The organism is Kandleria sp. (assembly GCF_017934775.1).
GTDB classification, from domain to species: Bacteria; Bacillota_I; Bacilli_A; order Erysipelotrichales; family Coprobacillaceae; genus Kandleria; species Kandleria vitulina.
Window position 1 is genome coordinate 15,889 of record NZ_JAGBIX010000097.1, and the last position, 24,601, is coordinate 40,489.

Annotated in this window: 21 protein-coding genes, 1 riboswitch and 2 other annotated features; of the genes, 20 read left to right on the top strand and 1 reads right to left on the bottom strand. The window is 36.0% G+C overall.

The genetic code is table 11. The annotated features are described in order from the left end of the window. Positions 1-104 precede the first annotated feature (104 nt). The gene (locus J6L95_RS10485) at positions 105-977 is read right to left on the bottom strand and encodes a MurR/RpiR family transcriptional regulator (protein ID WP_074685247.1); all 873 of its coding nucleotides are present in this window, start codon (positions 975-977) and stop codon (positions 105-107) included. Between the two features lie 156 nt (positions 978-1,133). Between J6L95_RS10485 and J6L95_RS10490 the strand changes: the two genes are divergently transcribed. The 20 genes from J6L95_RS10490 to J6L95_RS10585 all read left to right on the top strand — a co-directional run bounded on the left by J6L95_RS10490 (position 1,134) and on the right by J6L95_RS10585 (position 24,559). Beyond that, a complete protein-coding gene (locus J6L95_RS10490) occupies positions 1,134-2,510 on the top strand; it encodes a glycoside hydrolase family 1 protein (RefSeq protein ID WP_029072228.1) in 1,377 nt (458 codons plus the stop codon). A 79-nt stretch (positions 2,511-2,589) separates the two neighbouring features. Next, complete coding sequence (gene htpG / locus J6L95_RS10495) at positions 2,590-4,491, top strand: molecular chaperone HtpG (protein ID WP_029070288.1); 1,902 nt, start codon at positions 2,590-2,592, stop codon at positions 4,489-4,491. Positions 4,492-4,595: 104 nt separating this feature from the next. Then, positions 4,596-4,760: riboswitch (Lysine riboswitch) on the top strand. Positions 4,761-4,819: 59 nt separating this feature from the next. Beyond that, on the top strand, positions 4,820-5,638 hold the full coding sequence (locus J6L95_RS10500; RefSeq protein ID WP_029072229.1) for a transporter substrate-binding domain-containing protein: 819 nt from the start codon (positions 4,820-4,822) through the stop codon (positions 5,636-5,638). Positions 5,639-5,647: 9 nt separating this feature from the next. Beyond that, positions 5,648-6,376 (top strand): amino acid ABC transporter permease, encoded by a 729-nt coding sequence (locus J6L95_RS10505; protein WP_074624211.1) that lies wholly within the window; start codon positions 5,648-5,650, stop codon positions 6,374-6,376. A gap of 8 nt (positions 6,377-6,384) precedes the next feature. Further along, positions 6,385-7,131, top strand: a complete 747-nt coding sequence (locus J6L95_RS10510; protein WP_035876460.1) for an amino acid ABC transporter ATP-binding protein — start codon at positions 6,385-6,387, stop codon at positions 7,129-7,131. 187 nt (positions 7,132-7,318) lie between these two features. Further along, complete coding sequence (locus tag J6L95_RS10515; protein WP_287459101.1) at positions 7,319-9,817, top strand: EAL domain-containing protein; 2,499 nt, start codon at positions 7,319-7,321, stop codon at positions 9,815-9,817. A 63-nt stretch (positions 9,818-9,880) separates the two neighbouring features. After that, a complete protein-coding gene (locus J6L95_RS10520; protein WP_287459102.1) occupies positions 9,881-10,132 on the top strand; it encodes a hypothetical protein in 252 nt (83 codons plus the stop codon). Positions 10,133-10,173: 41 nt separating this feature from the next. After that, positions 10,174-10,376 (top strand) — a binding site (T-box leader). Between the two features lie 123 nt (positions 10,377-10,499). Then, positions 10,500-11,258 carry a transporter substrate-binding domain-containing protein gene (locus J6L95_RS10525; protein WP_029070293.1) on the top strand — a complete coding sequence of 253 codons (759 nt, stop codon included), beginning with the start codon at positions 10,500-10,502 and terminating at the stop codon, positions 11,256-11,258. Between the two features lie 3 nt (positions 11,259-11,261). Continuing rightward, on the top strand, positions 11,262-11,933 hold the full coding sequence (locus J6L95_RS10530; RefSeq protein WP_287459103.1) for an amino acid ABC transporter permease: 672 nt from the start codon (positions 11,262-11,264) through the stop codon (positions 11,931-11,933). Positions 11,934-11,937: 4 nt separating this feature from the next. Then, complete coding sequence (locus J6L95_RS10535; protein WP_074624234.1) at positions 11,938-12,663, top strand: amino acid ABC transporter ATP-binding protein; 726 nt, start codon at positions 11,938-11,940, stop codon at positions 12,661-12,663. Continuing rightward, positions 12,663-13,769: an aminotransferase class I/II-fold pyridoxal phosphate-dependent enzyme gene (locus tag J6L95_RS10540; RefSeq protein ID WP_287459105.1), complete on the top strand. Its 1,107-nt coding sequence runs from the start codon at positions 12,663-12,665 to the stop codon at positions 13,767-13,769. Before J6L95_RS10535 ends, J6L95_RS10540 begins: the two co-directional genes overlap by 1 nt. A gap of 90 nt (positions 13,770-13,859) precedes the next feature. Continuing rightward, the gene (locus J6L95_RS10545; protein ID WP_029070297.1) at positions 13,860-14,147 is read left to right on the top strand and encodes a post-transcriptional regulator; all 288 of its coding nucleotides are present in this window, start codon (positions 13,860-13,862) and stop codon (positions 14,145-14,147) included. Between the two features lie 34 nt (positions 14,148-14,181). Further along, complete coding sequence (recJ, locus tag J6L95_RS10550) at positions 14,182-15,807, top strand: single-stranded-DNA-specific exonuclease RecJ (RefSeq protein ID WP_287459106.1); 1,626 nt, start codon at positions 14,182-14,184, stop codon at positions 15,805-15,807. Positions 15,808-15,873: 66 nt separating this feature from the next. Next, a complete protein-coding gene (locus J6L95_RS10555) occupies positions 15,874-16,392 on the top strand; it encodes an adenine phosphoribosyltransferase (protein WP_287459107.1) in 519 nt (172 codons plus the stop codon). Between the two features lie 52 nt (positions 16,393-16,444). Continuing rightward, positions 16,445-18,661 (top strand): RelA/SpoT family protein, encoded by a 2,217-nt coding sequence (locus J6L95_RS10560; protein WP_029070300.1) that lies wholly within the window; start codon positions 16,445-16,447, stop codon positions 18,659-18,661. 8 nt (positions 18,662-18,669) lie between these two features. Next, positions 18,670-19,452 carry a hypothetical protein gene (locus tag J6L95_RS10565; RefSeq protein ID WP_287459108.1) on the top strand — a complete coding sequence of 261 codons (783 nt, stop codon included), beginning with the start codon at positions 18,670-18,672 and terminating at the stop codon, positions 19,450-19,452. Between the two features lie 60 nt (positions 19,453-19,512). Next, positions 19,513-19,697, top strand: a binding site (T-box leader). Positions 19,698-19,732: 35 nt separating this feature from the next. After that, positions 19,733-20,998, top strand: coding sequence for a histidine--tRNA ligase (gene hisS, locus J6L95_RS10570; protein WP_287459109.1), 1,266 nt, complete (start codon positions 19,733-19,735; stop codon positions 20,996-20,998). Position 20,999: 1 nt separating this feature from the next. Continuing rightward, positions 21,000-22,763, top strand: coding sequence for an aspartate--tRNA ligase (gene aspS, locus J6L95_RS10575; protein ID WP_029070303.1), 1,764 nt, complete (start codon positions 21,000-21,002; stop codon positions 22,761-22,763). Further along, entirely contained in the window at positions 22,744-23,814 is a 1,071-nt protein-coding gene (locus J6L95_RS10580; RefSeq protein ID WP_029072236.1) for a M24 family metallopeptidase, read from the top strand. The genes aspS and J6L95_RS10580 overlap by 20 nt, the downstream gene beginning before the upstream one ends. 37 nt (positions 23,815-23,851) lie before the next feature. Continuing rightward, on the top strand, positions 23,852-24,559 hold the full coding sequence (locus J6L95_RS10585) for a YdcF family protein (RefSeq protein ID WP_287459110.1): 708 nt from the start codon (positions 23,852-23,854) through the stop codon (positions 24,557-24,559). The last annotated feature ends 42 nt before the right edge of the window (positions 24,560-24,601 follow it).

Consider the following 24,601-nt stretch of genomic DNA (forward strand, 5'->3'; position numbering starts at 1 on the left):
ATTTGCCTACTCCTATTTCTGTTGATGCTTAAGTAAGTCACCACATGATGAAATCCTCGTAGACAAATTTATTATAGATTAATTATAGAAAAAAGCAATAAATACTATTTTTCATTGATTGGAGAATAGAAAGGATGACGCAGATCTTCTTCATAATCATAATGCAATTTAAATGCCTTGTGTTCATTATAATTTAAACTAAAGAAACAGGCATAAAGCATCGTACAAATATATTGAATAGATAATAAAGAAGAAAAAGGAGCCATCTTATTAAAGATCTTCTCTTTAGAAGAAATATGAAGAATAAGATCACTGTAATGAGAAAGCTGATTATCCCCAAGGGATGTAATCGCAATGATTTTTGTCTTTTGTTTCTTCAATGTTTTCGCAATCCTGATAATCTCATCTGTTTCTCCAGAATAGGAAATGATAATGGCCACATGTTTAGGATTGCTTACTCTTGCAAGAAAGCCCTGTTCACCAGCCATTGTACGAAAGTTGACCTGTTTGCCGATGCGCATCATATTATGCGCAAAAGATTGTGCCACCAACAGAGAGTTTCCTAGTCCATATAGATCAATGCTGTCTGCTTTATCTAATAGCTTTACACATTGACTTAATGTCTTTTGATCAAGCAGGGCGGCACTATCATCGATGGTTTCTTTATGCAGTAAGGTAAGATTATTGATGATGGTATTAAAATCATCATCTTTATCAAAAGGAAAGTTGGGATCAATCTCTTTTGATGTATGAAGAGACAGCTCCTTGGCCAGAGTGATCTTTAGATCATTAAATCCTGATAACCCACATTTCTTGGCAAGTCTTACAATTGTAGCAGGGGAAGAATAAGTCTTTTTCGCAAAGGTGTGAATGGACATCTTTACGACCTCTTCACCATGTTCAAGAATATATTGAGCCAGGATATTCTCTGACTCAGTAAAATGCATTTTTAGTTCTAATTGTGTTAATAGATTCATTATGTTTCACCAATCACATTATATCATGAAATAATGTTTCATAAAAAGAACAATCATATGAAAAAGAATGAAACGATATTATAAAGGAGAGTGTTGCTATTTACTTTGATGAAAGCGTATGCATAAAATGAAGTGGACATAAGGAGGACAACTAAGATGAAACAATTACCTAAAGATTTTTATTGGGGAGGAAGTGTATCTTCTTTTCAAACTGAAGGTGCTTATGATGAAGGTGGAAAAGGGGTTTCCATCTATGATGTAAGACCAACACCGGAAGGACATGCTGATTGGAAAGTTGCTATTGATGCCTATCATCGCTACAGTGAAGATATTGCTTTAATGAAAGAAATGGGCTTTAACTTCTATCGTTTTTCAATCTGCTGGAGTCGTATTATTCCTAATGGGGATGATGAAGTTAATGAAGAAGGTGTTGCTTTCTATAATCGTCTTATTGATGAATTAATTGAAAATGGCATTACACCAATGATCACATTGGTACACTTTGATATGCCTTATCATCTTGTAAAAGAATATAACGGTTTTGCATCTAGAAAAGTTGTAGATCTATTTGAACGCTATGCACGAGTATGTATTTCTCGATTCGGTGATCGTGTGAAACATTGGATGAGCTTTAATGAACAGAATCTTCATGCTATGAATCTTCTTTATTCTAATGCTGAAGAGATTCCTGAAGGGGTATCAAAAGAAAAGCATCTCTATCAGGTAGCTCATAATGTTATGATTGCTCATTGTAAGATGGTCAAGGCTGTAAGAGAATTAGCACCTGATGCTAAGGTGGGAGGCATGACAACAATCACGGCTTTCTATCCAGCTACCATGACACCGCAGAACAATCTCTTTGTACAGGAAATGAACAATCTTGTGAATATGTGGACTGTGGATGTACAAGCTAATGGACGCTATCCTGAGTACTACAGTGCCTATTTAAAAGAACGTGGATGGTTCCCTCATTTTGAAGAAGGGGATGAAGAGCTTTTACAATATACAAGTGATTATTTAGCGTTCTCATATTATCGTTCTAATGTATTGACAAGTGGAGAACTAGATCTAGAACATGACTATGCTTCACTTCTTGATAAGCATGTCATTAAAAACCCTCATCTTGAAGCGACTGAATGGGGTTGGGAAAAAGATGCAACTGGTTTACGTATTGTCATGAATGATATGTATGCTCGTTTCCATAAGCCATTATTTATCTTAGAAAATGGAATGGGTGCAAGAGAATCTATTGATATCAATGAACAGGTACAAGATGATTATCGTATCAGCTATCATCGCAATCATATTCAGGCTATGAAAGATGCAATGTTTAAAGATGGAGTTGAATGTCTTGGCTATGTAACATGGGGACCAATAGATATTCCTTCTTCTTCATGTGAAATTGCTAAAAGATATGGCTTCGTCTACGTTAATAGAACTGATCAGGAACTGTTGGATTTAAGAAGAATTCCTAAGAAGTCTTTCTATTGGATCAAGAAGGTCTTTGAAAGCAACGGTGAGGATTTACAGTAGTTTTTAGCAGACTTCATTTGACAGTGCTAATTCTTTGGTGTAATATGTTTTTAGCAATTAAGAAAAGGAGTGCTAAAATATGAGTGAAAAGAAACAGTTTAAGACAGAATCAAAACGATTATTGGATTTAATGATCAATAGCATTTACACACATAAAGAAATTTTCTTAAGAGAATTGGTTTCCAATGCAAGTGATGCCAGCGATAAACTATATTATAAGGCTTTACAGGAAAATATTAACGGTATCTCAAGGGAAGATATGGATATTTTCTTATCAATAGATAAAGAGAAAAGAACAATTACCATTGAAGATCATGGTATTGGTATGGATCATGATGAACTAGAAGAACGTTTAGGTACAATCGCTAACTCTGGTTCAAATGAATTTAAGAATGCCCTTGAAAAAGGTGTAGATAATGTCGATATTATCGGACAGTTCGGGGTTGGCTTCTATTCCGCATTCATGGTTGCAGATAAAGTAGAAGTCTTCTCAAAAAAATATGGTGAAGACAAAGCGTACGCTTGGGTAAGTGATACAAGCGATGGCTATGAAATCTTTGAATCAGGTTTAGATCATCATGGAACTAAGATTGTTCTTCATTTAAAAGATAATACTGAAGAAGAAAACTATGATGAATATTTAAGCCAGTATGAAATTGAAAGATTAATCAAGAAATATTCTGACTATATTCACTATCCAATTAAGATGGAAATGACAGTTTCTAAAAAGAAAGAAGATAGTGATGAATATGAAGATGTTACTGAAGTAAAAGTATTGAACTCTCAGGTTCCACTTTGGAAACGTAATAAGAAAGATATTACTGAAGAAGAATACAATGATTTCTATAAATCAAAGTTTAATGATTTTACTGATCCTCAGCGTGTTATGCATAATAGAGTAGAAGGTAATATCACATATGATTCATTGTTATTTATTCCTTCACAAGTACCAATGAACTATTTCTCAAGTGAATATGAAAAGGGACTTCAGCTTTATTCAAGAGGTGTCTTCATTATGGATAAAGCAAAGGATCTTGTACCAGAACATTTCCGTTTTGTAAGAGGTCTTGTTGATTCACAGGATTTAAATCTTAATATTTCAAGAGAAATGCTTCAGCATGACCGCAGCATGAAACTTATTGCGGATCGTATTGAAAAACGTATTCAAAGAGAACTAGAAGACATGCTTAAGAAAGATCGTGAAGAGTATGTGAAGTTCTGGAAGAACTTTGGTATGCAGATTAAGTTTGGTATCTATCATTCTTATGGCATGCTTAAAGATAAATTACAGGATTTATTGTTATTCTACAGTGCCAACAAGAAAGATTACATCACTCTTAATGAATATGTAGAAGCAATGAAAGAAGATCAGAAAGATATTTATTTTGCGAGTGGAGAAACTGTCGAAAAGATCGATATGTTGCCAGCTTGTGAAGCTGTTAAAGATAAAGGATTTGATATTCTTTACTTAACAGATAATGTTGATGAATTCTGTCTTCAAATGTTAAGAGATTATAAAGAAAAGACATTCAAGAATGTGACACAGGGTGATTTAAACCTTGAAAGTGAAGAAGAAAAGAAAGAACTTGAACAAAAGACAACTGATCATAAAGATCTACTTGATGCAATCAAGGAAGCATTAGGTGACAAGGTTGTTGAAGTAAGATTATCTTCACGTCTAAAATCACATCCAGTCTGCTTGACTTCAAGTGAAGGTGTATCATTTGAAATGGAAAAAGTGCTTAATGCTATGCCAGAAGCACAGGGACAAAATGTCAAGGCTGGAAGAATTCTTGAAATCAACCCAAATCATGATTTATTTAATGCCTTAGTAAATGTCAATGAGAAGAATGCGGATAAAGTCAAAGACTATGCCTCTCTTCTATTTGATGAAGCCATGTTAATTGAAGGCTTTACAATTGAAGATCCAGTAGGCTTCTCAAATAAGATTACAAGTTTAATGATTGAAGCTTCAAAATAATTGAGTACCCTCCAAGAGGGTACTTTTTATATAAACAGTGATAAACAGGTAGACAATCCTTGACAAGGGGTAATATAGGAGTATAATTCAAACGTATAAAATGATAAAGAGATAGAGGCAGCGGTGCGTCAGAGTAGGACAGGGAGGAGACATCCGATGAAATGTCTAAAAGGTAATCATCGCCGAAAGAGCTTGGTGGTAATCAGGTCTCTTGGGGATCAAGGAAATACTTTGGTCACTCCTTCGCAAGAAGAGGCGTTATCTGCAGGTTGATATTGAGGCTATGCAATAATGCATAGCTTTTTTTCTTTGTCGGAAAGGATAGTTTATGAAGAAAGTTCTTATCATGTTAATGATGTCTACACTTATTTTAAGTGGATGTACGACAACAAGAAATACAGAAGACAATTTTATTGTAGGAATGGAAGCTGCTTATCAGCCGTTTAACTGGCAGGCTATTAAAAGAGGCAGTTCCGGTGTCTATTTAGATGGAGGAGCAGGAATTGCGGATGGCTATGATGTCGTTATTGCCAGCAAGATTGCTAAAAAGATTCACCGTAAGCTAGTCATCAAGAAAATCAGCTGGGAAGGTCTTCCTAGTGCACTTGAATCAGGAGAAATCGATGCGATTATCGCCGGAATGACAGCTAGTCCTGAACGTGAAAAAGGAATGGATTTTACAACACCTTATTATTCATCAGAAATGGTTATGATTGTTAGAAAGAACAGCAAGCAGGCGCACTATGATAGTGTTGATCAGTTTAAAGGATCAAAGGTGATGGGGCAGAAGAATACCAACTATGATACGATCATTGATCAGATCAAAGGGGTAAAGCATCAGACACCAAAAGCGACTTATCCTGAATTGGTTATGGCTTTAAGAACCGGTGATGCGGATGGTGTTACTGCTGAACTTCCGGTAGCTACAGGAATCTGTAAAGCCAATAAGGAATTAAGTATTGTTAAATTTAAACCAGGAAAAGGGTTTGATATTGATACAACAGTATCAATTGGATTAAAGAATAATTCAAGAAAAACGAAACTCTTTAAAGATGTACAGCGTGCATTAGATTCTATTTCTCAAGAAGAAAGAGTAAAAATTATGGAAGAAGCGGTTAATCGTGCACCGCTTTATCAGGATCAGTAGGAGGATATTATGAGTATAGATTTTCATTTTGCTTGGCAGACTTTATTAGATGGCTGGCCACTATTTGCTTATGGTATAGCCATGACATTAGCATTTGCTTTTGTAGGAACAGCTTGTGGGTTAGTATTAGGATTAATTATTGGAGCTATTCATTCCATGGAAATTGATCCATTGGATTCTACTTTTAAAAAGATATTAAAAAAATGTGGACATGTCTTCACATCACTTTATGTATGGATCTTTAGAGGAACACCGATGATGGTACAGGCTGTCTTCCTTTATTATTTATTAAAGCCAATTCTTAATTGGGATGGATTGACTGCTGGGATGATCATTATTTCAATCAATACGGGTGCTTATATGGCAGAAATCATCAGAAGTGGTATTCAATCTATTGATCCTGGTCAAAGTGAAGGAGCGAAAGCTTTAGGGATGACCAATGCGCAGACTTTGTTTTCAATCATTTTCCCTCAGGCTATTAAGAACAGTTTCCCTTCAATTGGTAATCAGCTTATTGTTAATATCAAAGATAGCTGTATGTTAAATGCGATTGCGGTTACTGAATTGTATTTCCAGGCAACTAGTATTGCAGGAAGTACGATGAAATATACTGAAATCTATATGCTAGTGGCCATTATGTACTTGATTCTTACATCATTGGCAACAGCTATTCTTCATTTTATTGAAAAGAAAATCACTCATACCAATCAGGTGAGTGTTATGGACAATTGTGCATAGGAGGTAGGATGATGGAACATGTTATTGAAATTCAGCATTTAAAAAAATCATATGGCAACTTGGATGTTCTACATGATGTTAATCTTTCTATTGATGAAGGACAGGTAATGACTATTATTGGATCATCAGGAAGTGGGAAATCTACTTTGTTAAGATGTATCAACCTTCTAGAGATTCCAACAGGAGGAACAATTGCTTATCGTGGAAAGAAGATTCTTGATGGAAATATGAACATCAATAGTTATCGTTCTAAGGTAGGCATGGTATTCCAGTCATTTAACTTGTTTGCCAATAAGACCGTTTTAGAAAACTGTATGATTGCTCAGATTAAGGTATTAAAGAGAAACAAGGAAGAAGCAAGACAGATTGCCTTAAAGCATCTTTCAGCAGTAGGCATGGAAAAGTTTGCTCAGGCATCGGTCACTACGCTTTCAGGTGGACAAAAACAGCGTGTTGCAATTGCGAGAAGTTTATGTATGGATCCTGATGTTCTATTATTTGATGAACCAACATCAGCACTTGATCCAGAAATGGTAGGAGATGTATTGGAAGTCATGAATTCCCTTGCTAAAGAAGGATTGACTATGGTCGTCGTTACTCACGAAATGCAGTTCGCTAAAGAGGTAAGCGATGTCGTATGCTTCATGGACAAAGGATACGTCTGTGAAATTGGAACATCGGATCAGATTTTCAATCATCCTAAAGAAGAGCGTACAAAACAATTCTTAAGTCGTTATATGAATGATGCAAGCTAAAAAAGCTTGCGTTTTTCTTTCCTTTTTCCATTTGTTTTGATAGAATGCTCGAGTGTTAAAAAATATAGATACATAAAATACCTTTGATATAAATATGACGAATTTATTACAAAAATAGAAAAGTTGTTTATACTTTGACATATTTTTGACATTATAAATGTAGAATGGACTTATAGGAGGAAAGCTTATGGAGCATGTTATAAGTAAATATGGCGATTTAAAAGAAGCTTTACATCAATATGATATAAAAGAACTTTTAAAAAACTCTTTATTTTTTAAAGTAGATTTCACTCAGGATTATTACGAAGAAATCTTTCGTGGAAATGCCTGTGCTTATATAGAAGAAGGATGTAAAGGGTCTTTTTATGAGGCTGTTAAGTTTCTTGAAAATAATGTTTCTAAAAATAAAGATGAACTGATGAGTCTATTGAATAATCCTAGTGATAATGTGCATAAAGAATTAGATATTGAGCTTTCTATCCAGAATAAGAAGCATATGCTTCATATTATCTCTATTGTAAGAAAGCATTATGGCTATTTCTTTATGTATGATGCGAAAGATCATCATACTATTGATTTAAGAAAATATGATCTTCTTACTGGCTTATATCATCGTTTCTATTATGAAACACTTATCAATAAGCAAGAAGAAGGAACAATGATTGTCTTTGATATCGACCATTTCCGTGTGATCAATACACGCTTTGGTTTAAAAATGGGAGATGAGGTCCTTGTTGATCTGGCTAATAAGCTTAAAAAGCAGTTTACAGATGGGCTGATCTGTCGTCATTCTGCCGATGAGTTTCTGGTCTTTATTAAAGAGACAAACAAAGAAATAATTGAAGAAAAGATCGGTTTTATTATTGATGTTGTACAAGAATATAAAGATGTCTACTATCGTATGACAGCAGGCTATGCTTTATTAAAAGCAGGGGATGATTTCCAGTCTCTTTATAGAAGAGCAACTGATGAGAAAGAAAAGAACAAGAAGACAAGTGATGACTTTAAGTTAACTGAAACAATAAATAAATTTGATTTAAAAGATATCGCTGCTGGTCTTCCAGGTGCTTTGCTTGTCTATAAGGCAACAGGTAGAGAAGAGATTCTATTTGCCAATAAAGAACTGTTGGATATCTTTGAATGTCAGTCATTTAAAGAACTGATGGATTACACGCATGGATCATTTAAGAATCTTGTCTACGAGGATGATATTGAAGAAGTGGAACGTCTTATCTGGAAACAGGTCAATTCTAATGAGAACAGATTTGATTATGTACGATATCGTATTATGACAAAATCAGGTAAGATCAAGAATGTTGAGGACTTTGGAAAGCTTTCTCATAATACAACACATGGTGATGTCTTCTATGTTTTCATCCATGATCTTTCTAAGAAAAGAGATATGTTAAGTGTTATTGGAAAACATGCTTATCATGATGTGGATGAAGATGGCATTGATCGTCTTACGCATTTAAGAAATTATGATTATTATCGTAATAATGCTTTGGATTTTTATGATACATTGCTTTCTCATAATGTTAATGGTGCTTTTATTTATTTGGATATTGTCAACTTTAAGCTATACAATGAAAAATTTGGTTTTATTGGTGGAGATGCATTGCTTAGAAGATTTGGTAGAATGATGGAAGAGATCTTTAAAGAGAGTCTTATTGCTCGTATTTCTGAAGATCATTTCATCGTCCTAACTGATGAAAGCTTAGCGCATGAACGCATTAAGACGTTACATGAACGTATTCAAAATCTTCAGCATAGTGTTTATCTTGATATTAAGGCAGGTATCTTTGTACCAGAAGTTGAACGTGTAAGTGATGCGGCACATGCCTGTGATCAGGCGAAATTGGCTTATGATCAGATTAAACATAATTATCAGGAATATGAATGTTATTATTCTTCTCGTTTAAAAGATCATTATCATAAGAAGAAGTACATTGTCAGTCATTTTAAGGAAGCATTGAACAAAGGCTATATTAAGACATACTTACAGCCAGTGGTGAATGCAAAGAATAGGGAGCTGTTTGGCTTTGAAGCTCTTTCTAGATGGTTTGATCCTCAATATGGTATGATTCCTACTGAAACATTTGTAGGTGTATTGGAAGATGCGCATTTAGTCTATGAACTAGATCTTCATACATTAGAGGAAGTCTGTCAGATTATTTCTAAAAGAAAATCCAGCGGTGAGAAGATTTATCCTATTTCTGTCAATCTTTCTCGTCTCGACTTTGAAAACTTTGATCTCATTACGCAGGTTGTTGATATTTTAAATCAATATCAGGTTGATAAATCAAACATTCATATTGAAGTGACAGAAAGCATTGCCTTTAACCGTAATGATTTCCTTAAACGTCAGGTCGATCTCTTTAGATTCCATAACTTGGAAGTATGGATGGATGACTTTGGCAGCGGTTATTCTTCATTGAATGCTCTGCAGGAATTTGATTTCAATGTCATTAAGATGGATATGGACTTCATGAAGAATTTCTCAATCAACAGCAAATCACAGATGATTGTTGAAACAATCATGACCATGGCTCATAAGATGGGACTTAAGACACTAGCTGAAGGTGTAGAAACAGAAGAACAGCTGGAATTCCTTCAGGATTGTGGCTGTGATCTATGTCAAGGTTATCTTTTTGGTAAGCCTGAACCTTGGGATAAATATATTTAATAAAAGAAAAAGTTCTCGTTTTTTCAGACAGTATGATAGAATGGTAGTAATAGGAGTGATCATATGAAACTAATTCAAGAAATACTGTGTGTCATCGGGGGCTTTTTCTTTATTTATTTAGGAACAGTCTTCATTAGGGCACAAGATGATGTTCGTGCATTAAAAAAAGAATTACAGACAAGTCGTATGCAGTCAATCAAGAAGGTGCAGCAACAAGTTGATGATGCCTATGCATCATTGCAGGATCTTAATCAGCCCATTGCTCTTACCAATAAGTTTGCTTCTAAATTGAATTCATTCTTTAAAAAACGTTGACTTCACTTTTTGTTTATGTATACTAATATGTAATATCATTTATAAACTCGTAGACGAAGAGAGTAGTCAATAGCGATGTCTAAGCGAATCAGTGAGGGTGTGAGACTGATACAGAACTTTTGATGAAGCGTACTTTTGAGAGGTTCATCTGAATGAAGTAGGATGAAAGGTGTTCCGCCTTAAGGAATGAGTGGATATTGTAAAATATCAAGAAGAGTGGTACCGCGTTAATGACGTCTCTTGCATATGCAGGAGACGTTTTTTGTTTATAAATGTGAAAGGGGATATTCAATGATAAAAATGGGGATGAACCGGCGTTAAGAGTCGAATGAATAGATTTTATAAATAAGGAAAGAAGGTAAAGATTATGAAAAAGGTATTAAGTTTAGCATTAAGCATGCTAGTAGCATTCGCACTTGTAGGATGCTCATCACAGAGTAATGGAAAGAAAGAATTATTGATTGGAGTTTCTCCAGATTATCCTCCATATGAATCTTTAAATACAAAGAATGAAATGGAAGGCTTTGATATTGATATGACAAAAGAGCTTATCAAGATTATGAACAAGAATGGTGGAAATTATACTTATAAATGGAAACAGATGAGTTTCGATACATTAAGAGGTGCTGTTCAGTCTAATCAGATTGATTTAGCTATCTCAGGTTTTACTAAACATAAAGAATGGGATGTTCTTTGGTCAAATAAGTACAATAACTCTAAACAGGTTGCTTTAGTTAAAGCAGGTTCTTCTATCAAGAAAAATAGTGATTTAAATGGCAAGAAGATCGGTGCTCAGCTTGCTGCTACTGGTGAAACAGTTGCTAATGATATTAAGAAGAAAGCTCCTTCTACTACAGTTAAGACATCTAAGGATGCTAAAGTGCTTGTAGAAATGATTAAATCAAATGGATTGGATGCTGTTATTCTTGATGAAGCAGTGGCTAAGAACTATGTGAAGAACAATAAAACATTAGAAATGGTTAATGATGAAGCGTTATTAGTTGAAGAAAACTTAATTATCGCAAACAAGAACTCAAAAGATTTAATCAAAGAAGTCAACAAAGCTGTAGATGAATTTGTTAAATCTAAGAAATATACTGAATTAAAAAGTAAATGGGGTTGCTAAAACATGAATGCATTCATTGAATTCTTAACATTAGATAACTTGACCTATATGCTATTTGGGCTTGTATGGTCAGTTATATATGGTGTCATCGTTGTTCTCGTTGGTACTATCTTAGGTATCATTGGGGCAGCACTTAAAATTTCTAAACATAAAGTGCTACAGAGCATTGGGGGATTATATACTACAGTATTCATTGGAACACCAATGATGCTACAGATTCTCTTCTTTGCAGTAGCTTTACCACAGGCCTTGTCTTTTACAGGGATCCGTTTTGAACCAACAACACTTGGTGTTGTGGCAATGTGTCTTAACGCTGGTGCCTACCAGACAGAATTGATTCGTTCTGGGATCTTAGGTGTCGATAAGGGACAGTGGGAAGCGACAGAAACTTTAGGATTATCTTATTTTCAGGCAATGAGATATGTTATTCTTCCACAAGCCTTTAAGAGAATTATTCCTCCTTTGATTAGTGAATTTATGACATTAATCAAGGATTCTTCTCTACTTTATAACATTGGTGCCATTGAATTGACAGCTTCAGCTAGTGTCCTTGGCTCAAGATCAGCAGGTATCATGATTCCATATCTTGATGCTGGTGTTATGTATATTGTCATTTATCTTATCTTATCAAGAGTAGAAAAGATGGCAGAAAGGAGATTAGCAGTAAGTGACTAATTCAATGATAAAGGTCGATCATATTACCAAAACATTCAATGGCTTTACAGCCGTAAATGATGCGTCCTTAGAAATAGAAAAAGGTGAAATTGTCTGTCTGATTGGTCCTTCGGGATCGGGCAAGAGTACCCTTATCAGATGTATTAATGGACTAGAACATCCTGAAACAGGAAAGGTCTATATTGATGGAGAAGAGCTTGATCCTAAATCAGGCAACTTCGCACAGATTAGAAGAAAGATGGGATTTGTATTCCAGCATTTCAATTTGTTTCCTAATATGACAGTATTAGAAAACTTGACATTAGCACCAGTGAAGGTGTTAGGCAAGAGCCAGCAGGAAGCTGAAGATGTGGCTATGAAATATCTTCAGGTCGTTGGTCTTGTAGAAAAGAAGGATGAATATCCTAATAAATTATCGGGTGGACAAAAACAGCGTGTCGCTATTGCGAGAGCACTTTGTCTTGAACCTGAAATGATGTTATTTGATGAACCGACATCTGCACTTGATCCAGAAATGGTATTGGATGTATTGAATGTCATGAAAGAATTAGCAAACGAAGGCATGACGATGATCGTCGTTACTCATGAAATGGGATTTGCGAAAACTGTTGCCAACAGGGTAGTATTCTTAGAAGATGGTAAAATCATCGAAGATACTGATGCAAAAACATTCTATGAAAATCCAGAAAGCGATCGTGCCAAGGATTTCTTATCTAAGGTCATGTATTAATGGAACTCAAAGAATTCAGTGTTGAAACATGGATGACAGACCATGAGCAAGACTGCAAATTTAACTTAGCGGATACCTGTGTATCCGCTTTGACCATAAATGAGCTTGCCCAGCTTATAGATGTAGATCTACTTTCAAAGATTGGACAAGTATGCCTCGATTATGGACCTATTACAGGTTCTTCTCATCTTAAACAAGCTATTCTTTCATTATATAAAAATGGCGATGAAGACAATATCGCCATTACCCATGGTGCCATCAATGCCAATCAGCATGTGATGGATACCATTCTTTCTCCCGGTGATCATGTGATCGCCATGACTCCATCCTATGAGCAGTTCTACACTTATCCTGCTTCATTGGGATGCAGCTATACGCTTATTTCCTTGAAAGAAGAAAACCAGTGGAAACCAACCATCGATGATTTCAAGGATGCAATAAAAAAAGAAACAAAGATGATCATTCTCAATAGTCCCAATAATCCTACCGGTACAGTCATAGACGAAGCGCTGATGTCATCACTGATTGATTTAGCAAGAGAGCATGATTGTTATATTATGGTAGATGAAATCTACAAGGGATTATCAGAGAAGACACCAACAAGTGTCTGTGATCTTTATGAAAAAGGGATAGTCACTAACGGACTTTCCAAAATATTTGGTTTTGCAGGTCTTAGACTTGGCTGGGTGAAAGCCAATAAGGAACTGATCAAGAAGATCAATTTTAGAAGAGACTATACAATTATTTCTTCAGGTGCCTTCAGTGATATGATGGCCACTGAGATTCTTGAACATACTTCACCAATATTAAAGAGAAGTCGAGACATTGTTAAAATCAATAAGCAGATTCTTTCTTCTTGGCTAGAAAAAGAAGACCTTGTCACATGTGTTATTCCAGAAGATGGAACAGTATGCTTCCTGCATTATCATCTACCAGTTGATTCAAAGACACTCTGTAAAGATCTTCAGGAAAAGACCGGGGTATTCTTTGTACCGGGAAGCTGTTTTGATAAAGAGTATCATCTACGTTTTGGCTTTACGCAAGATCCTCATATTATTGAAGAAGGTCTTGCTTTATTAAGCAGTTATCTCCATGCATTCCAATAGGAATGCATTTTTTTCTTTTTTTAAATAATATATCTTTTCATAGTAAAAATTATCATATATAATGATATATTGTTAAAGGATGTGAAACGGATGAGAATCAATACAAAGAAGGCTTGGCCTTATGAAATTAATTTCATTGTACATACGAAAGCCTTCGAGTTTGAAAATGAAGGGATTCAAAGAGTCAACGCTGATGATATCAAATCATTCCTTTTAGAGGTTAAGTGGAAAAACAGAACATTTATTGAGTACTGTGACGCTGTTGACGACATTATGTCTCTACAGTTCTCTGACGTATTCGATTTCTTAAGAGCGAAAGTTATTGTGGATGCTCGCAATAAGGATTTAAGTGATTTTAATGATCTAATTTTCAAATAACTGCTTGGGCAGTTATTTTTTATTGAGGTGAGCTATGAGATATACGATTGAAGCATTAACAAAAACTGAAGATATCATGAGAGATTATAAGGTCAATTCATTATTGGCTAAGGTGCTTGAAAGCAAGAATATGGATTTAGAGGATTATCGTGCTTTAATTAATCCGAAGCTGACTTATCATGACTTCTCTCTTTTCTCTGAAGGAGAAATGGCAGTGGAACGTATTAGAGAAGCGATTGATCAGCATGAGAAGATCTGTATCTACGGTGATTATGATTGTGATGGCATATTGGCAACCGCAATTATGGTACAGGCTTTTCATGAGTTGAATGTCAAGGTAGGATACCATATTCCTAATCGTTTTGAAGATGGCTATGGCTTAAATGTCAGACGTGTAGAACAGATGGCAGATAAGGGATATAGTCTTATCATTACGGTAGATAATGGCATTAAATCTTTTGATGCAGTAGAAGCAGCTAATAATAGAGGAGTGGATGTCATCATAACGGACCATCATACTTTTGATGAGGATGACTATCCTGATGCTATGAGTATTGTGCATACAAAACTCTCACAGGATTATCCATTCAAGGAAATCTGTGGTGGCTTTGTAGCCTATAAGCTTGCAGCTACATTGCTTGGTCATCATGATCCTTATTTATATTCGTTGGCTGCATTGACAACAGTTTCTGATATGATGCCTTTACTAGATGAAAATCGCTCACTTGTAAAAAGAGGACTTTCTTTTATGGAAGCCCATCATTATCCTCAGCTGGATCTGCTTTTAGGTAATCAGAAGTATTCAGCAACATCATTAGGATTTAGTGTAGCGCCCAAGATCAATGCTTTTGGACGATTGCCAGAGATGGTGAATCCTAATAATCTTGTTAAGTATTTTCAAAAACAGGTTGACCCGATGTTCTTAGAGGCAGTGGCCAAGAATGCAGGGACAATCAATTCAAAAAGACAATCACTTACTAATAAGTACTATGAAGAAGCTTTACAGGTTCCTCATGATGATTTCCTTTATTATAGTTCAAGCAACATCCACGAAGGTGTCGTTGGTCTTGTCGCAGGAAAATATGCAAGAGACTACAATCGTCCTTCATTTGTCATGAATTATGATGAAAAGACAGGTATCCATAAAGGAAGCGCACGAGGTGTGGAAGGCTTTAATCTCTATGAGTTCTTTACAGCTCATAGCGATTTATTGAAACAATATGGCGGTCATGCGATGGCTGGCGGCTTTAGTGTTGATGAAGATCATTTTGACTTATTGAAACAAGCGATAGAAGAAGAAATCGTCGGACGCAGTTTTGAAGCAAGTCAGGAAGTAATCCCTTTAACAAATGAAGATTTAACAATCGACAACGTTGAATCACTGGATGCTTTAGAGCCTTTTGGTCAGGGCAATGAAGCACCGAAGTTTATTTTGAAAGATGTTTTATTTGATGATATTAGACAATTATCTTCAGGTAAACATTTACGATTAGATAAACATCTTTCAGGATGTGATCTTGCTTGCCTTTACTTTTCACAAGGTGAGCGCTATGAAGAACTTAAGCGAAAAGGACCTATTACATGTGTAGGGAGCTTAAGTATCAATGAGTATAGAGGTAAAAAAAGTATCAATTTTATCATTGATGACATTCTCATGTAAGCATGATAATACTTCTCATGATAGATAAAGTTTGATATAATGTGCAGTGTACAGGAGGAACGTTTTATGGATTTAGAAAAATATATAGCTGCTATCCCTGGATTCCCAAAGGAAGGTATTATTTTTAGGGATATTACACCAATGTTACAGGATTCTGAAGCATTCAAGGAAACAATCAATGTGATTGTCAATTATGCAAAGGATAAGAATGTAGATGTTGTTGTTGGACCAGAAGCAAGAGGATTCTTCTTCGGTTGTCCTGCAGCTATAGCTTTAGGAGCAGGTTTTGTACCTGTGAGAAAACCAGGAAAATTACCTAGAGAAACAATCAGCAAAAAATATGACTTGGAATATGGATCAAATGAAATCCATATGCACAAGGATTCAATTAAAAAAGGACAGAGAGTTTTAATCGTTGATGACTTACTTGCAACAGGTGGAACGATCGAAGCAACAATTGAACTTATCGAACAGATGGGTGGTATCGTTGCTGGTATTGCATTTGTTGTAGAATTAAAAGACTTAAATGCAGCAGAACATTTAAGAGCAAAAGGTTACGATGTGTTCTCTATTGTAACTTACTAATAAAAAGAGACGATTGTCTCTTTTTTCATAAGAAGAAGGAGGTTGGCTAGTTATGGAAATAAAAGGTGCAAAAGATCAGGTGACATTTGAGGATGTTAAAGCGCTCGCTTCTACATATATCACAAATCCTGAGTCGTTGGCTCTCATTCAGAAGGCCTATGACTACATTATGGTCATGCATGATGGACAAAAAAGACGTTCTGGGGAACCATATACTATCCATCTCATCTGGGTTGCATACATCTTATGTACACTACAGACTGGACCAGTCACAATAGCTGCTGGGCTATTGCATGATGTCATGGAAGATTGTGACGTTCCTCGTGAAGAAATGATTGAACGTTTTGGAGAAGAAATTACAACGCTTGTAGAAGGGGTTACCAAGATCAACAAGATGCCATACATGGATGAATCCGAAATCTATGCGGAAAATCATCGTAAGATCTATATCGCTATGGCCAAGGATATCCGTGTCATCCTTATTAAATTGGCGGACCGTCTCCATAATATGCGTACATTAGAGTTTATGCCGCCAGAAAAGCAGCAGCGTATTTCAAGAGAAACAATGGAAGTCTATGCGCCAATTGCGCATCGACTAGGGATCAATGACATTCGTGTCGAACTAGAAGATTTATGTCTCTACTATCTTGATCCAACAGCTTATCATGAAATAGTTGAACTGCTTGAACAAAAGAAAAGTGAAAGAAAAGAACATGTCGATATGATGATGAAAGAAGTCAAGGCTTTACTTGATGAACATCATGTCTCATATCGTATGAAAGGTAGAGCGAAGCATATTTATTCCATCTACAAGAAGATGGTCATCAAACATAAAAGATTTGATGAATTATATGACCTCAATGCTTTACGTATTATCCTAGATGACCATGTCAATTGTTATGAAGTACTAGGATTGATCCATGAAAGATATCGTCCACTTCCAGGAAGATTCAAGGATTATATTGCCATGCCAAAGCCAAATATGTATCAGTCGCTTCATACGGCTGTCATTGGAGCAGGCGGACAGATTTTTGAAATCCAGATTCGTACGGAATCAATGGATCAGCTTGCTGAACGTGGGGTTGCTAGCCATTGGCGCTACAAGGAAGGCAAGAACTATTCGGCAAGCAGAGAACAGAAGGAAATTGGTGAAAAGCTGCAGTGGCTTAGTGATTTTATTGCCTTGAGTGATGAAATCAAGGATGAAAAGGCACAGGAGTATTATGATACTTTAAAGAGAGATATCTTTGAAGCCAATGTCTACGTGTTAACACCACAAGGAAAGATTATTGAACTTCCTAATGGTTCTACACCAATAGATTTTGCTTATCGTATTCATACTGAAGTAGGCCATCATGCGGTTGGTGCACTTGTCAATAATGTCATGGTACCAATTGATACTAAGCTAAAGACAGGAAACATCTGTGAAATCAAGACCAATAAGAACTCTGGTCCAAGTGAAGACTGGCTGAAGTTTGTCAGAACAGCGAGTGCACGTAATAAGATCAGATCTTATATCATGAAAAGAGATGCTGAAACGAAGAAGGAAATCATCGAAGAAGGTAGACGTCTTCTTAAAGAAGAAATCAAGCTTCGTGATTTAGATGAAAAGATCTTCATGGCACCAGATACCTATAAGAATTATTTAGGGTCATTTGGCGCAAGAAATTTTGAAGATCTGCTTATCATCTTAGGAAAGCGTCAGGCGGCGCCAGCAACGCTTCTTGAAAAAGTACAGCCGACAAAGAAAAGCTTCTTTGACAACTTATCTAAGATGCTTAAGAAGAATCAGAATACGGCTATCATGAACAAGAAGAATGAGAAGTCCATTGGTATCAATATAAGCAATATTACGGGATTAAAGATGCAGATCAGTAAATGCTGCTCACCAATTCCAGGTGATTCCATTGTGGGATTTGTCTCAAAAGGACAGGGAATCAAGGTTCATCGCAGTGATTGTCCAAACGTTCAGAATGTCGATAAAGGACGTCTTATTGATGTCTACTGGGATTATACAAACCTTGAAAATAAGAAATATAATGTCGATCTAGAAATCGTAGGCTTAGATCGTCCTAATCTTCTTAGTGATGTTGTTACCTGTTTAGGCCAGGTCAATGTTAATATCATGAATATCAATGCTGGCATCAAAGATCTAGATGCTAATATCAGATTGACTCTCGCTGTAGAAAATGCTGAAATCTTACAGATTACAATCGATAATCTTAAAAAGATTCAAGGTGTTGCGACAATCAAGCGAGTTATACATTAGGAGGATCTATGAAGAAAATAATTATTACTCTTATATCAATAATAGCTGTCGTTGCCCTGATTGTGGCAGGTGGTCTTTATGCTAAAGATAAGTTTTTCAGTAAACCTTATGATGAATGTTTTGAGCTTATTCATAAGATTGAAAAACAATATGATAGTCAGGGAAACATCTATGCCAATCTTGATAAGGCTGTAAAGAAGTATGCACCTGAGGCTAAGGTCGCAGTGGAAGAAGAACGCTTTGTAAAATATGAAAACGTATGTAAAAATGGTGGGTCAGTTTTCTTCTACTTTAATGGAGATCAAGTAGTAGGCACTTGCGCAAAGCATCAAAGTAAACATTTTAAATACAGTTCTAGAGCTTATAAAGTTTATCATGATGCTCTTCATGTGGCTTCTACATTAAAAGATGGTGTCGTATTAAATAATGAATCACTTCAGGAAGCGACATTCTATTATGAAAATGGGTTATCACATATGTCTTATCCAAAGATGAAAATCAATGGACAAGAGTATTCCATTGTTCCTTATTATGATGAAGGAACACATCTGATCAGTGTTCTTGGCGTAAAGAACTTTAAGCCATTTGAAAATGATGGACAGACTTTAAAATATGTGACAGATGGTGACGCCTACTATGATTATGATCATCAGGAATGGTATATCACTTCTAGCAATATTTCTATTAATCTTGAAGGAAAGACAAGAGCTTCTATCCTTCAGGAATTGTCACAGTATTCAAAGGTTAAGGTGAAGGCTGAAGACAATATTGATCTATCTGTCAAAGACTAGCTATTTGAAAATTCGTTTGTCTTTTAATTGCAATTTACAATATCTTGCATTATAATTTTGACAGATTCTATGAAGAAGATTAAATAGTGGAATTTTTACAGAGACGTCGTGGCAGGTGGAAACGATGAAAAAGAAGCTATGGGACACTTTGGAGAATGCGAATGCACGTGATCTCGCGTTAAGAGAAAAAGCGCATGGAAACATGAACTAAGGTGGTACCGCGTTACTAACATGACGTCCTTAGAATAAGGACGTCTTTTTATTTTGAAAGGAGACTTGTATGAAATATAGTGCACCAAGAGGAACAGTGGATATTCTTCCTGACGCATCAGGAAAATGGGAAAAGCTTGAAAGAATCTTAAGAACGATTGCTTCAAACTACCATGTAAAAGAAATGAGAACACCAATCTTTGAACATACTGAACTGTTCAATAGAGCGGTTGGTGATACAACTGATGTTGTGACAAAAGAAATGTATACATTTGAAGATAAAAAAGGACGTTCTATTACATTAAGACCAGAAGGAACAGCTGGCATTGCAAGAGCTTATGTAGAAAACAAGATGTACGCTTTACCAGAAAAGCTTACAAAAGTATTCTATATGGGACCAATGTTCAGATATGAACGCCCACAGAGCGGTAGACAGAGACAGTTCCATCAGTTTGGAGTAGAAATGCTTGGCGTAGAATCTCCATATGTTGATGTGGAATGTATGATGATGACTATTACAGTCGTTAAAGCATTAGGTCTAGAAAATGTAACACTTCATATCAACTCACTTGGAGATGAAGAATCAAGAGATGCTTACAGAAAAGCACTTCAGGATCATTTTAGACCAGTATTATCTGACTTATGTGAAGACTGCAACGCTCGTTTTGAAAAGAACCCATTACGTATCTTAGACTGCAAGGTCGATGCTAAGCACGAAGCTATGAAGACTGCACCTAAGACAATTGATTATCTTTCAGAAAGTGCTAAAGCACATTTCGATAAGGTCTGTGCTTTACTTGACGATCTAGAAGTTGACTATGTCATCGATACAAACCTTGTAAGAGGATTGGATTATTATTCTCATACAGTCTTTGAAATCATTTCAGATGATCCAAAGCTAGGTGCTGGCGCAACTGTTGGTGGCGGAGGGCGTTACAACGGATTAGTTGAAGAAATCGGCGGTCCAGCTACACCAGGTGTTGGTTTTGCATTTGGTCTTGAAAGATTGATGATTGCCTTAAATGACAATGAAGACGATGACGAGGGTATTGATGCATATATCATGCCACTTGGAGAAGAAGCAAGAGATTTAGGTATGCAGATCAGTGCAGTGCTTAGAGCTAATGGATTTAGTGTTGACATGGATTATGCGGGAAGAGGATTTAAAGGACAGTTCAAGTCTGCTGACCGTTTTAAAGCTACTTACTCACTTCTTTTAGGAGAAGATGAAGTAAAAGGTGAATATGTCAATATCAGAGACAATAAGACAAAGGAACAGGAACAGGTTCCTTTTGAAGATATCGTATCGTATTTAGAGAAAGGTTTAGGTTTATAGAATGAAAAGAACACACAATAATGGTGAACTTCGTTTATCTGATGCAGGTAAAGAAGTCACATTGATCGGTTGGGTTGCCAAGAAGAGAAACATGGGGGCTATCGCCTTTGTGGATCTACGTGACCGTTATGGCATCACTCAGGTTATCTTTGATGAATCATTTGCGGATGCTATTAAGGACGTAAAGAATGAATACATTCTTTCTGTTACTGGTAAAGTTGTAGAACGTAGTTCTAAGAATCCGCATATGCCAACTGGTGAAATTGAAATTGAAGCAAAGAGCTTCAATGTGATCAATAAGGCTAAACAGCCACCAATCATTGTTGCAGATGAAACTGATGCTTCTGAAGAAACAAGAATGAAATATAGATATCTTGATTTAAGAAGACCAGTTCTTCAAAATAAAATCATGACTCGTGCTAAGATTGTAAAATCAATTCATCAGTTCTTGGATGGAGAAGATTTTATTGAAATCGAAACACCATATTTAAATAGATCAACACCAGAAGGGGCAAGAGATTTCTTGGTACCATCTCGTGTTCATAATGGAGAATTCTATGCATTGCCACAGTCTCCACAGTTATTTAAGCAGTTATTGATGGTATCTGGATTTGAAAGATACTATCAGATTGCAAGATGCTTTAGAGATGAAGACTTAAGAGCAGACAGACAGCCTGAATTTACTCAGGTCGATGTAGAAATGAGTTTCATGGATACTGACCAGATCTTAGATATGGGTGAACGTCTTGTTGCTAAAGTCATGAAAGATGTCAAAGGTATTGATATTGAACTTCCATTAAGAAGAATGACATGGCATGATGCAATGGAAACATACGGTATTGATAAACCTGATACACGTTTTGATTTAAAATTAGTAAACTTGAATGAAACAGTTGCGGATAGTGAATTTGTAGTCTTCAAGTCAGCCTTAGAAGCTAATGGTCATGTTAAAGGGATCAATGTGAAAGGACAGGCTGGAAATTATTCTAGAAAGAAGATTGATGCCTTAACTGAAATTGCTAAAAAGTATAAAGCAAAAGGTCTTGCTTGGATGAAAGTTACAGCTGAAGGTGTAACTGGTCCAATCGCTAAGTTCTTTAATGAAGAACAGGCAACACGCATCTTATCAGCGATGGATGCTCATGATGGCGATTTACTATTATTCGTAGCTGATTCTCATTACATGGTTGTATGTGATGCGTTAGCTGCCATCAGAAATCATTTAGGTAAAGAGTTGAAACTTTATGACCCATCAACATTTGATTTCTTATGGGTAACACATTTCCCAATGTTCGAATATAGAGAAGAAGAAGGACGTTATTATGCTATGCATCATCCATTTACTCGTCCTATTGAAGAACATCTAGACAAGATTGACACAGATCCTGCCAACTGTTTAGCAGATGCTTATGATATCGTATTAAACGGTTTCGAATTAGGTGGCGGTTCACAGAGAATCTATGATGAAGAACTTCAGGATCGTGCCTTCAATGCTTTAGGATTCACTGAAGAAAGAATCAGAAGCCAGTTCGGCTGGTTCGTGGATGCCTTCCAGTACGGAGCACCACCTCATGGCGGATTTGCCTTAGGATTAGACCGTTTAGCAATGTTGCTTACAGGAAGCGAATCATTAAGAGATGTTATCGCATTCCCTAAAAATACAAGTGCAACTGACCCAGTAACTGATGCACCAGGTGTTGTTTCAGAAGAACAGTTAAATGAATTAGGAATCGAAGTGACAAAGAATGAATCAGAAGAGAATTAATAGAGTTCTTGAACAGATGAAAGAAGAAGGCTGTGATCATTTATTGATCACAGATCCTGCTTCTATTGATTATTTAATTGACTATTACAATGATCCACATGAAAGAGTCTACGTAATGGCCTTATCTCAAGATGGTAATCATCGACTATTCTTCAATAAACTATTCTATGTAGAAAAAGATCTTGGAATCGATATCACATGGTTTAGTGATACTGATGATGCGATGGCTATGATTAGAGACTATCTTAAAGATGCTAAAAAAGTTGGTGTAGATAAAGATATGCCAGCAAGATGGCTATTGCCATTAATGAAACTTGACACACAGTTTGTGCTAGGTTCTTCATGTGTGGATTATGTAAGAGGCATCAAAGATGAAGAAGAACAGGAAATCATGATTAAAGCCAGCCAGATCAACGATCAGGCGATGGCGAGAGTTAAAGAGCTATTAAAAGAAAATCATACAGAAAAAGAAATGGATGGTCTTCTTTTAAATATCTATCATGAATTAGGTGCAAGCGACCATTCATTTGAACCAATCTTTGGATATGGGAAAAATGGTGCTGATCCACATCATGTCGGTGATGATTCTCGTCTTAAAGAAGGCGATTCTATCATCGTAGATATGGGATGTATCTACAATGGATACTGTTCTGATATGACCAGAACATTCTTCTATAAGAGTGTTTCAGAGAAACAGAAAGATGTCTATAATCTTGTCCTTAAGGCACAGCTTGCTGCGGAAGCTGCTATTAAGCCTGGTCTAAAGTTATCTGATATTGATAAGGTGGCAAGAGATATTATTTCTGAAGCTGGATATGGGGAAGAATTCAATCATCGTTTAGGTCATTTTATTGGACGATTGACTCATGAAGCAGGGGATGTATCTAGTGCTAATGATGCAATCATTAAGCCAGGTATGATCTTCTCTATTGAACCAGGGGTTTATCTTCCAGGTGAATTTGGGGTAAGAATTGAAGATCTTGTCCTTGTAACAGAGGATGGATGTAAAGTCTTGAATCATTATCCTAAAGAATTAATGATATTAGAATAAAGCAAGTCTAACTTGCTTTTTTCATTAAGGAGGAGCTATGTTATACGCTGGAATTATTTTATTGTTAGTGTTTGTAGTGCCTATTTTTGTTAAGAAAGTCTTTCATTTAGGAAGTGTCTTAGGTATAGTTATTGCTTTATCATTGATATTTAGCTCTTATACAAGAATGATTCTTTATGCCTTGTTTAATAGTCCTGTGCAAGCTTTCATTAAGATTATGTTGGTGCTTCTTATTGCTTTGTTTATTATTGAAACTTACATGATGATTATTTATGCCTTAAAGAAGCCAGGCAATGATGGATTACTTATTGTACTAGGATGCAAGAAGGGCAGTGATACATTAAATAATCGTATCAAGAAAGCTTATGCATACTTAGCTGATCATCCGCAGTCTTTAGCGATTGTCAGCGGTGGTGTGGATTCACATGATAATGTCAGTGAAGCTGAGTATATGAAAGAGCAGCTCGTCAAGATGGGAATTGATGAAGATCGTATTTATGAAGAAACACGTTCAGAAGATACGAAAGAGAATATTCGCTATTCTTTAGAGTTAATTGATAAGCATCAATTAGCAGGACCATTTATTCTTGTGACAAGTGGTTTTCATATTTATAGAGCAAGACTTATAGCGCTTAGAGAAGGTATGGTTGTCAGCAGTCTTGCTTCAAGAACACCATTGTTGCTTTTGCCAGGCTATTATTTAAGAGAACTTCTCGCATTAAGTGCGCATATGATTTTTAAATAAAAATAATTTTATGAAAGATGCTTTCATTTTTTATGTTTTCCT

What these genes read in the sequence shown, in the direction of transcription:
- J6L95_RS10485 (WP_074685247.1), bottom strand. Translation starts at nt 977, where the DNA reads ATGAATCTATTAACACAATTAGAACTAAAAATGCATTTTACTGAGTCA.
- J6L95_RS10490 (WP_029072228.1), top strand. Translation starts at nt 1,134, where the DNA reads ATGAAACAATTACCTAAAGATTTTTATTGGGGAGGAAGTGTATCTTCT.
- htpG (WP_029070288.1), top strand. Translation starts at nt 2,590, where the DNA reads ATGAGTGAAAAGAAACAGTTTAAGACAGAATCAAAACGATTATTGGAT.
- J6L95_RS10500 (WP_029072229.1), top strand. Translation starts at nt 4,820, where the DNA reads ATGAAGAAAGTTCTTATCATGTTAATGATGTCTACACTTATTTTAAGT.
- J6L95_RS10505 (WP_074624211.1), top strand. Translation starts at nt 5,648, where the DNA reads ATGAGTATAGATTTTCATTTTGCTTGGCAGACTTTATTAGATGGCTGG.
- J6L95_RS10510 (WP_035876460.1), top strand. Translation starts at nt 6,385, where the DNA reads ATGATGGAACATGTTATTGAAATTCAGCATTTAAAAAAATCATATGGC.
- J6L95_RS10515 (WP_287459101.1), top strand. Translation starts at nt 7,319, where the DNA reads ATGGAGCATGTTATAAGTAAATATGGCGATTTAAAAGAAGCTTTACAT.
- J6L95_RS10520 (WP_287459102.1), top strand. Translation starts at nt 9,881, where the DNA reads ATGAAACTAATTCAAGAAATACTGTGTGTCATCGGGGGCTTTTTCTTT.
- J6L95_RS10525 (WP_029070293.1), top strand. Translation starts at nt 10,500, where the DNA reads ATGAAAAAGGTATTAAGTTTAGCATTAAGCATGCTAGTAGCATTCGCA.
- J6L95_RS10530 (WP_287459103.1), top strand. Translation starts at nt 11,262, where the DNA reads ATGAATGCATTCATTGAATTCTTAACATTAGATAACTTGACCTATATG.
- J6L95_RS10535 (WP_074624234.1), top strand. Translation starts at nt 11,938, where the DNA reads ATGATAAAGGTCGATCATATTACCAAAACATTCAATGGCTTTACAGCC.
- J6L95_RS10540 (WP_287459105.1), top strand. Translation starts at nt 12,663, where the DNA reads ATGGAACTCAAAGAATTCAGTGTTGAAACATGGATGACAGACCATGAG.
- J6L95_RS10545 (WP_029070297.1), top strand. Translation starts at nt 13,860, where the DNA reads ATGAGAATCAATACAAAGAAGGCTTGGCCTTATGAAATTAATTTCATT.
- recJ (WP_287459106.1), top strand. Translation starts at nt 14,182, where the DNA reads ATGAGATATACGATTGAAGCATTAACAAAAACTGAAGATATCATGAGA.
- J6L95_RS10555 (WP_287459107.1), top strand. Translation starts at nt 15,874, where the DNA reads ATGGATTTAGAAAAATATATAGCTGCTATCCCTGGATTCCCAAAGGAA.
- J6L95_RS10560 (WP_029070300.1), top strand. Translation starts at nt 16,445, where the DNA reads ATGGAAATAAAAGGTGCAAAAGATCAGGTGACATTTGAGGATGTTAAA.
- J6L95_RS10565 (WP_287459108.1), top strand. Translation starts at nt 18,670, where the DNA reads ATGAAGAAAATAATTATTACTCTTATATCAATAATAGCTGTCGTTGCC.
- hisS (WP_287459109.1), top strand. Translation starts at nt 19,733, where the DNA reads ATGAAATATAGTGCACCAAGAGGAACAGTGGATATTCTTCCTGACGCA.
- aspS (WP_029070303.1), top strand. Translation starts at nt 21,000, where the DNA reads ATGAAAAGAACACACAATAATGGTGAACTTCGTTTATCTGATGCAGGT.
- J6L95_RS10580 (WP_029072236.1), top strand. Translation starts at nt 22,744, where the DNA reads ATGAATCAGAAGAGAATTAATAGAGTTCTTGAACAGATGAAAGAAGAA.
- J6L95_RS10585 (WP_287459110.1), top strand. Translation starts at nt 23,852, where the DNA reads ATGTTATACGCTGGAATTATTTTATTGTTAGTGTTTGTAGTGCCTATT.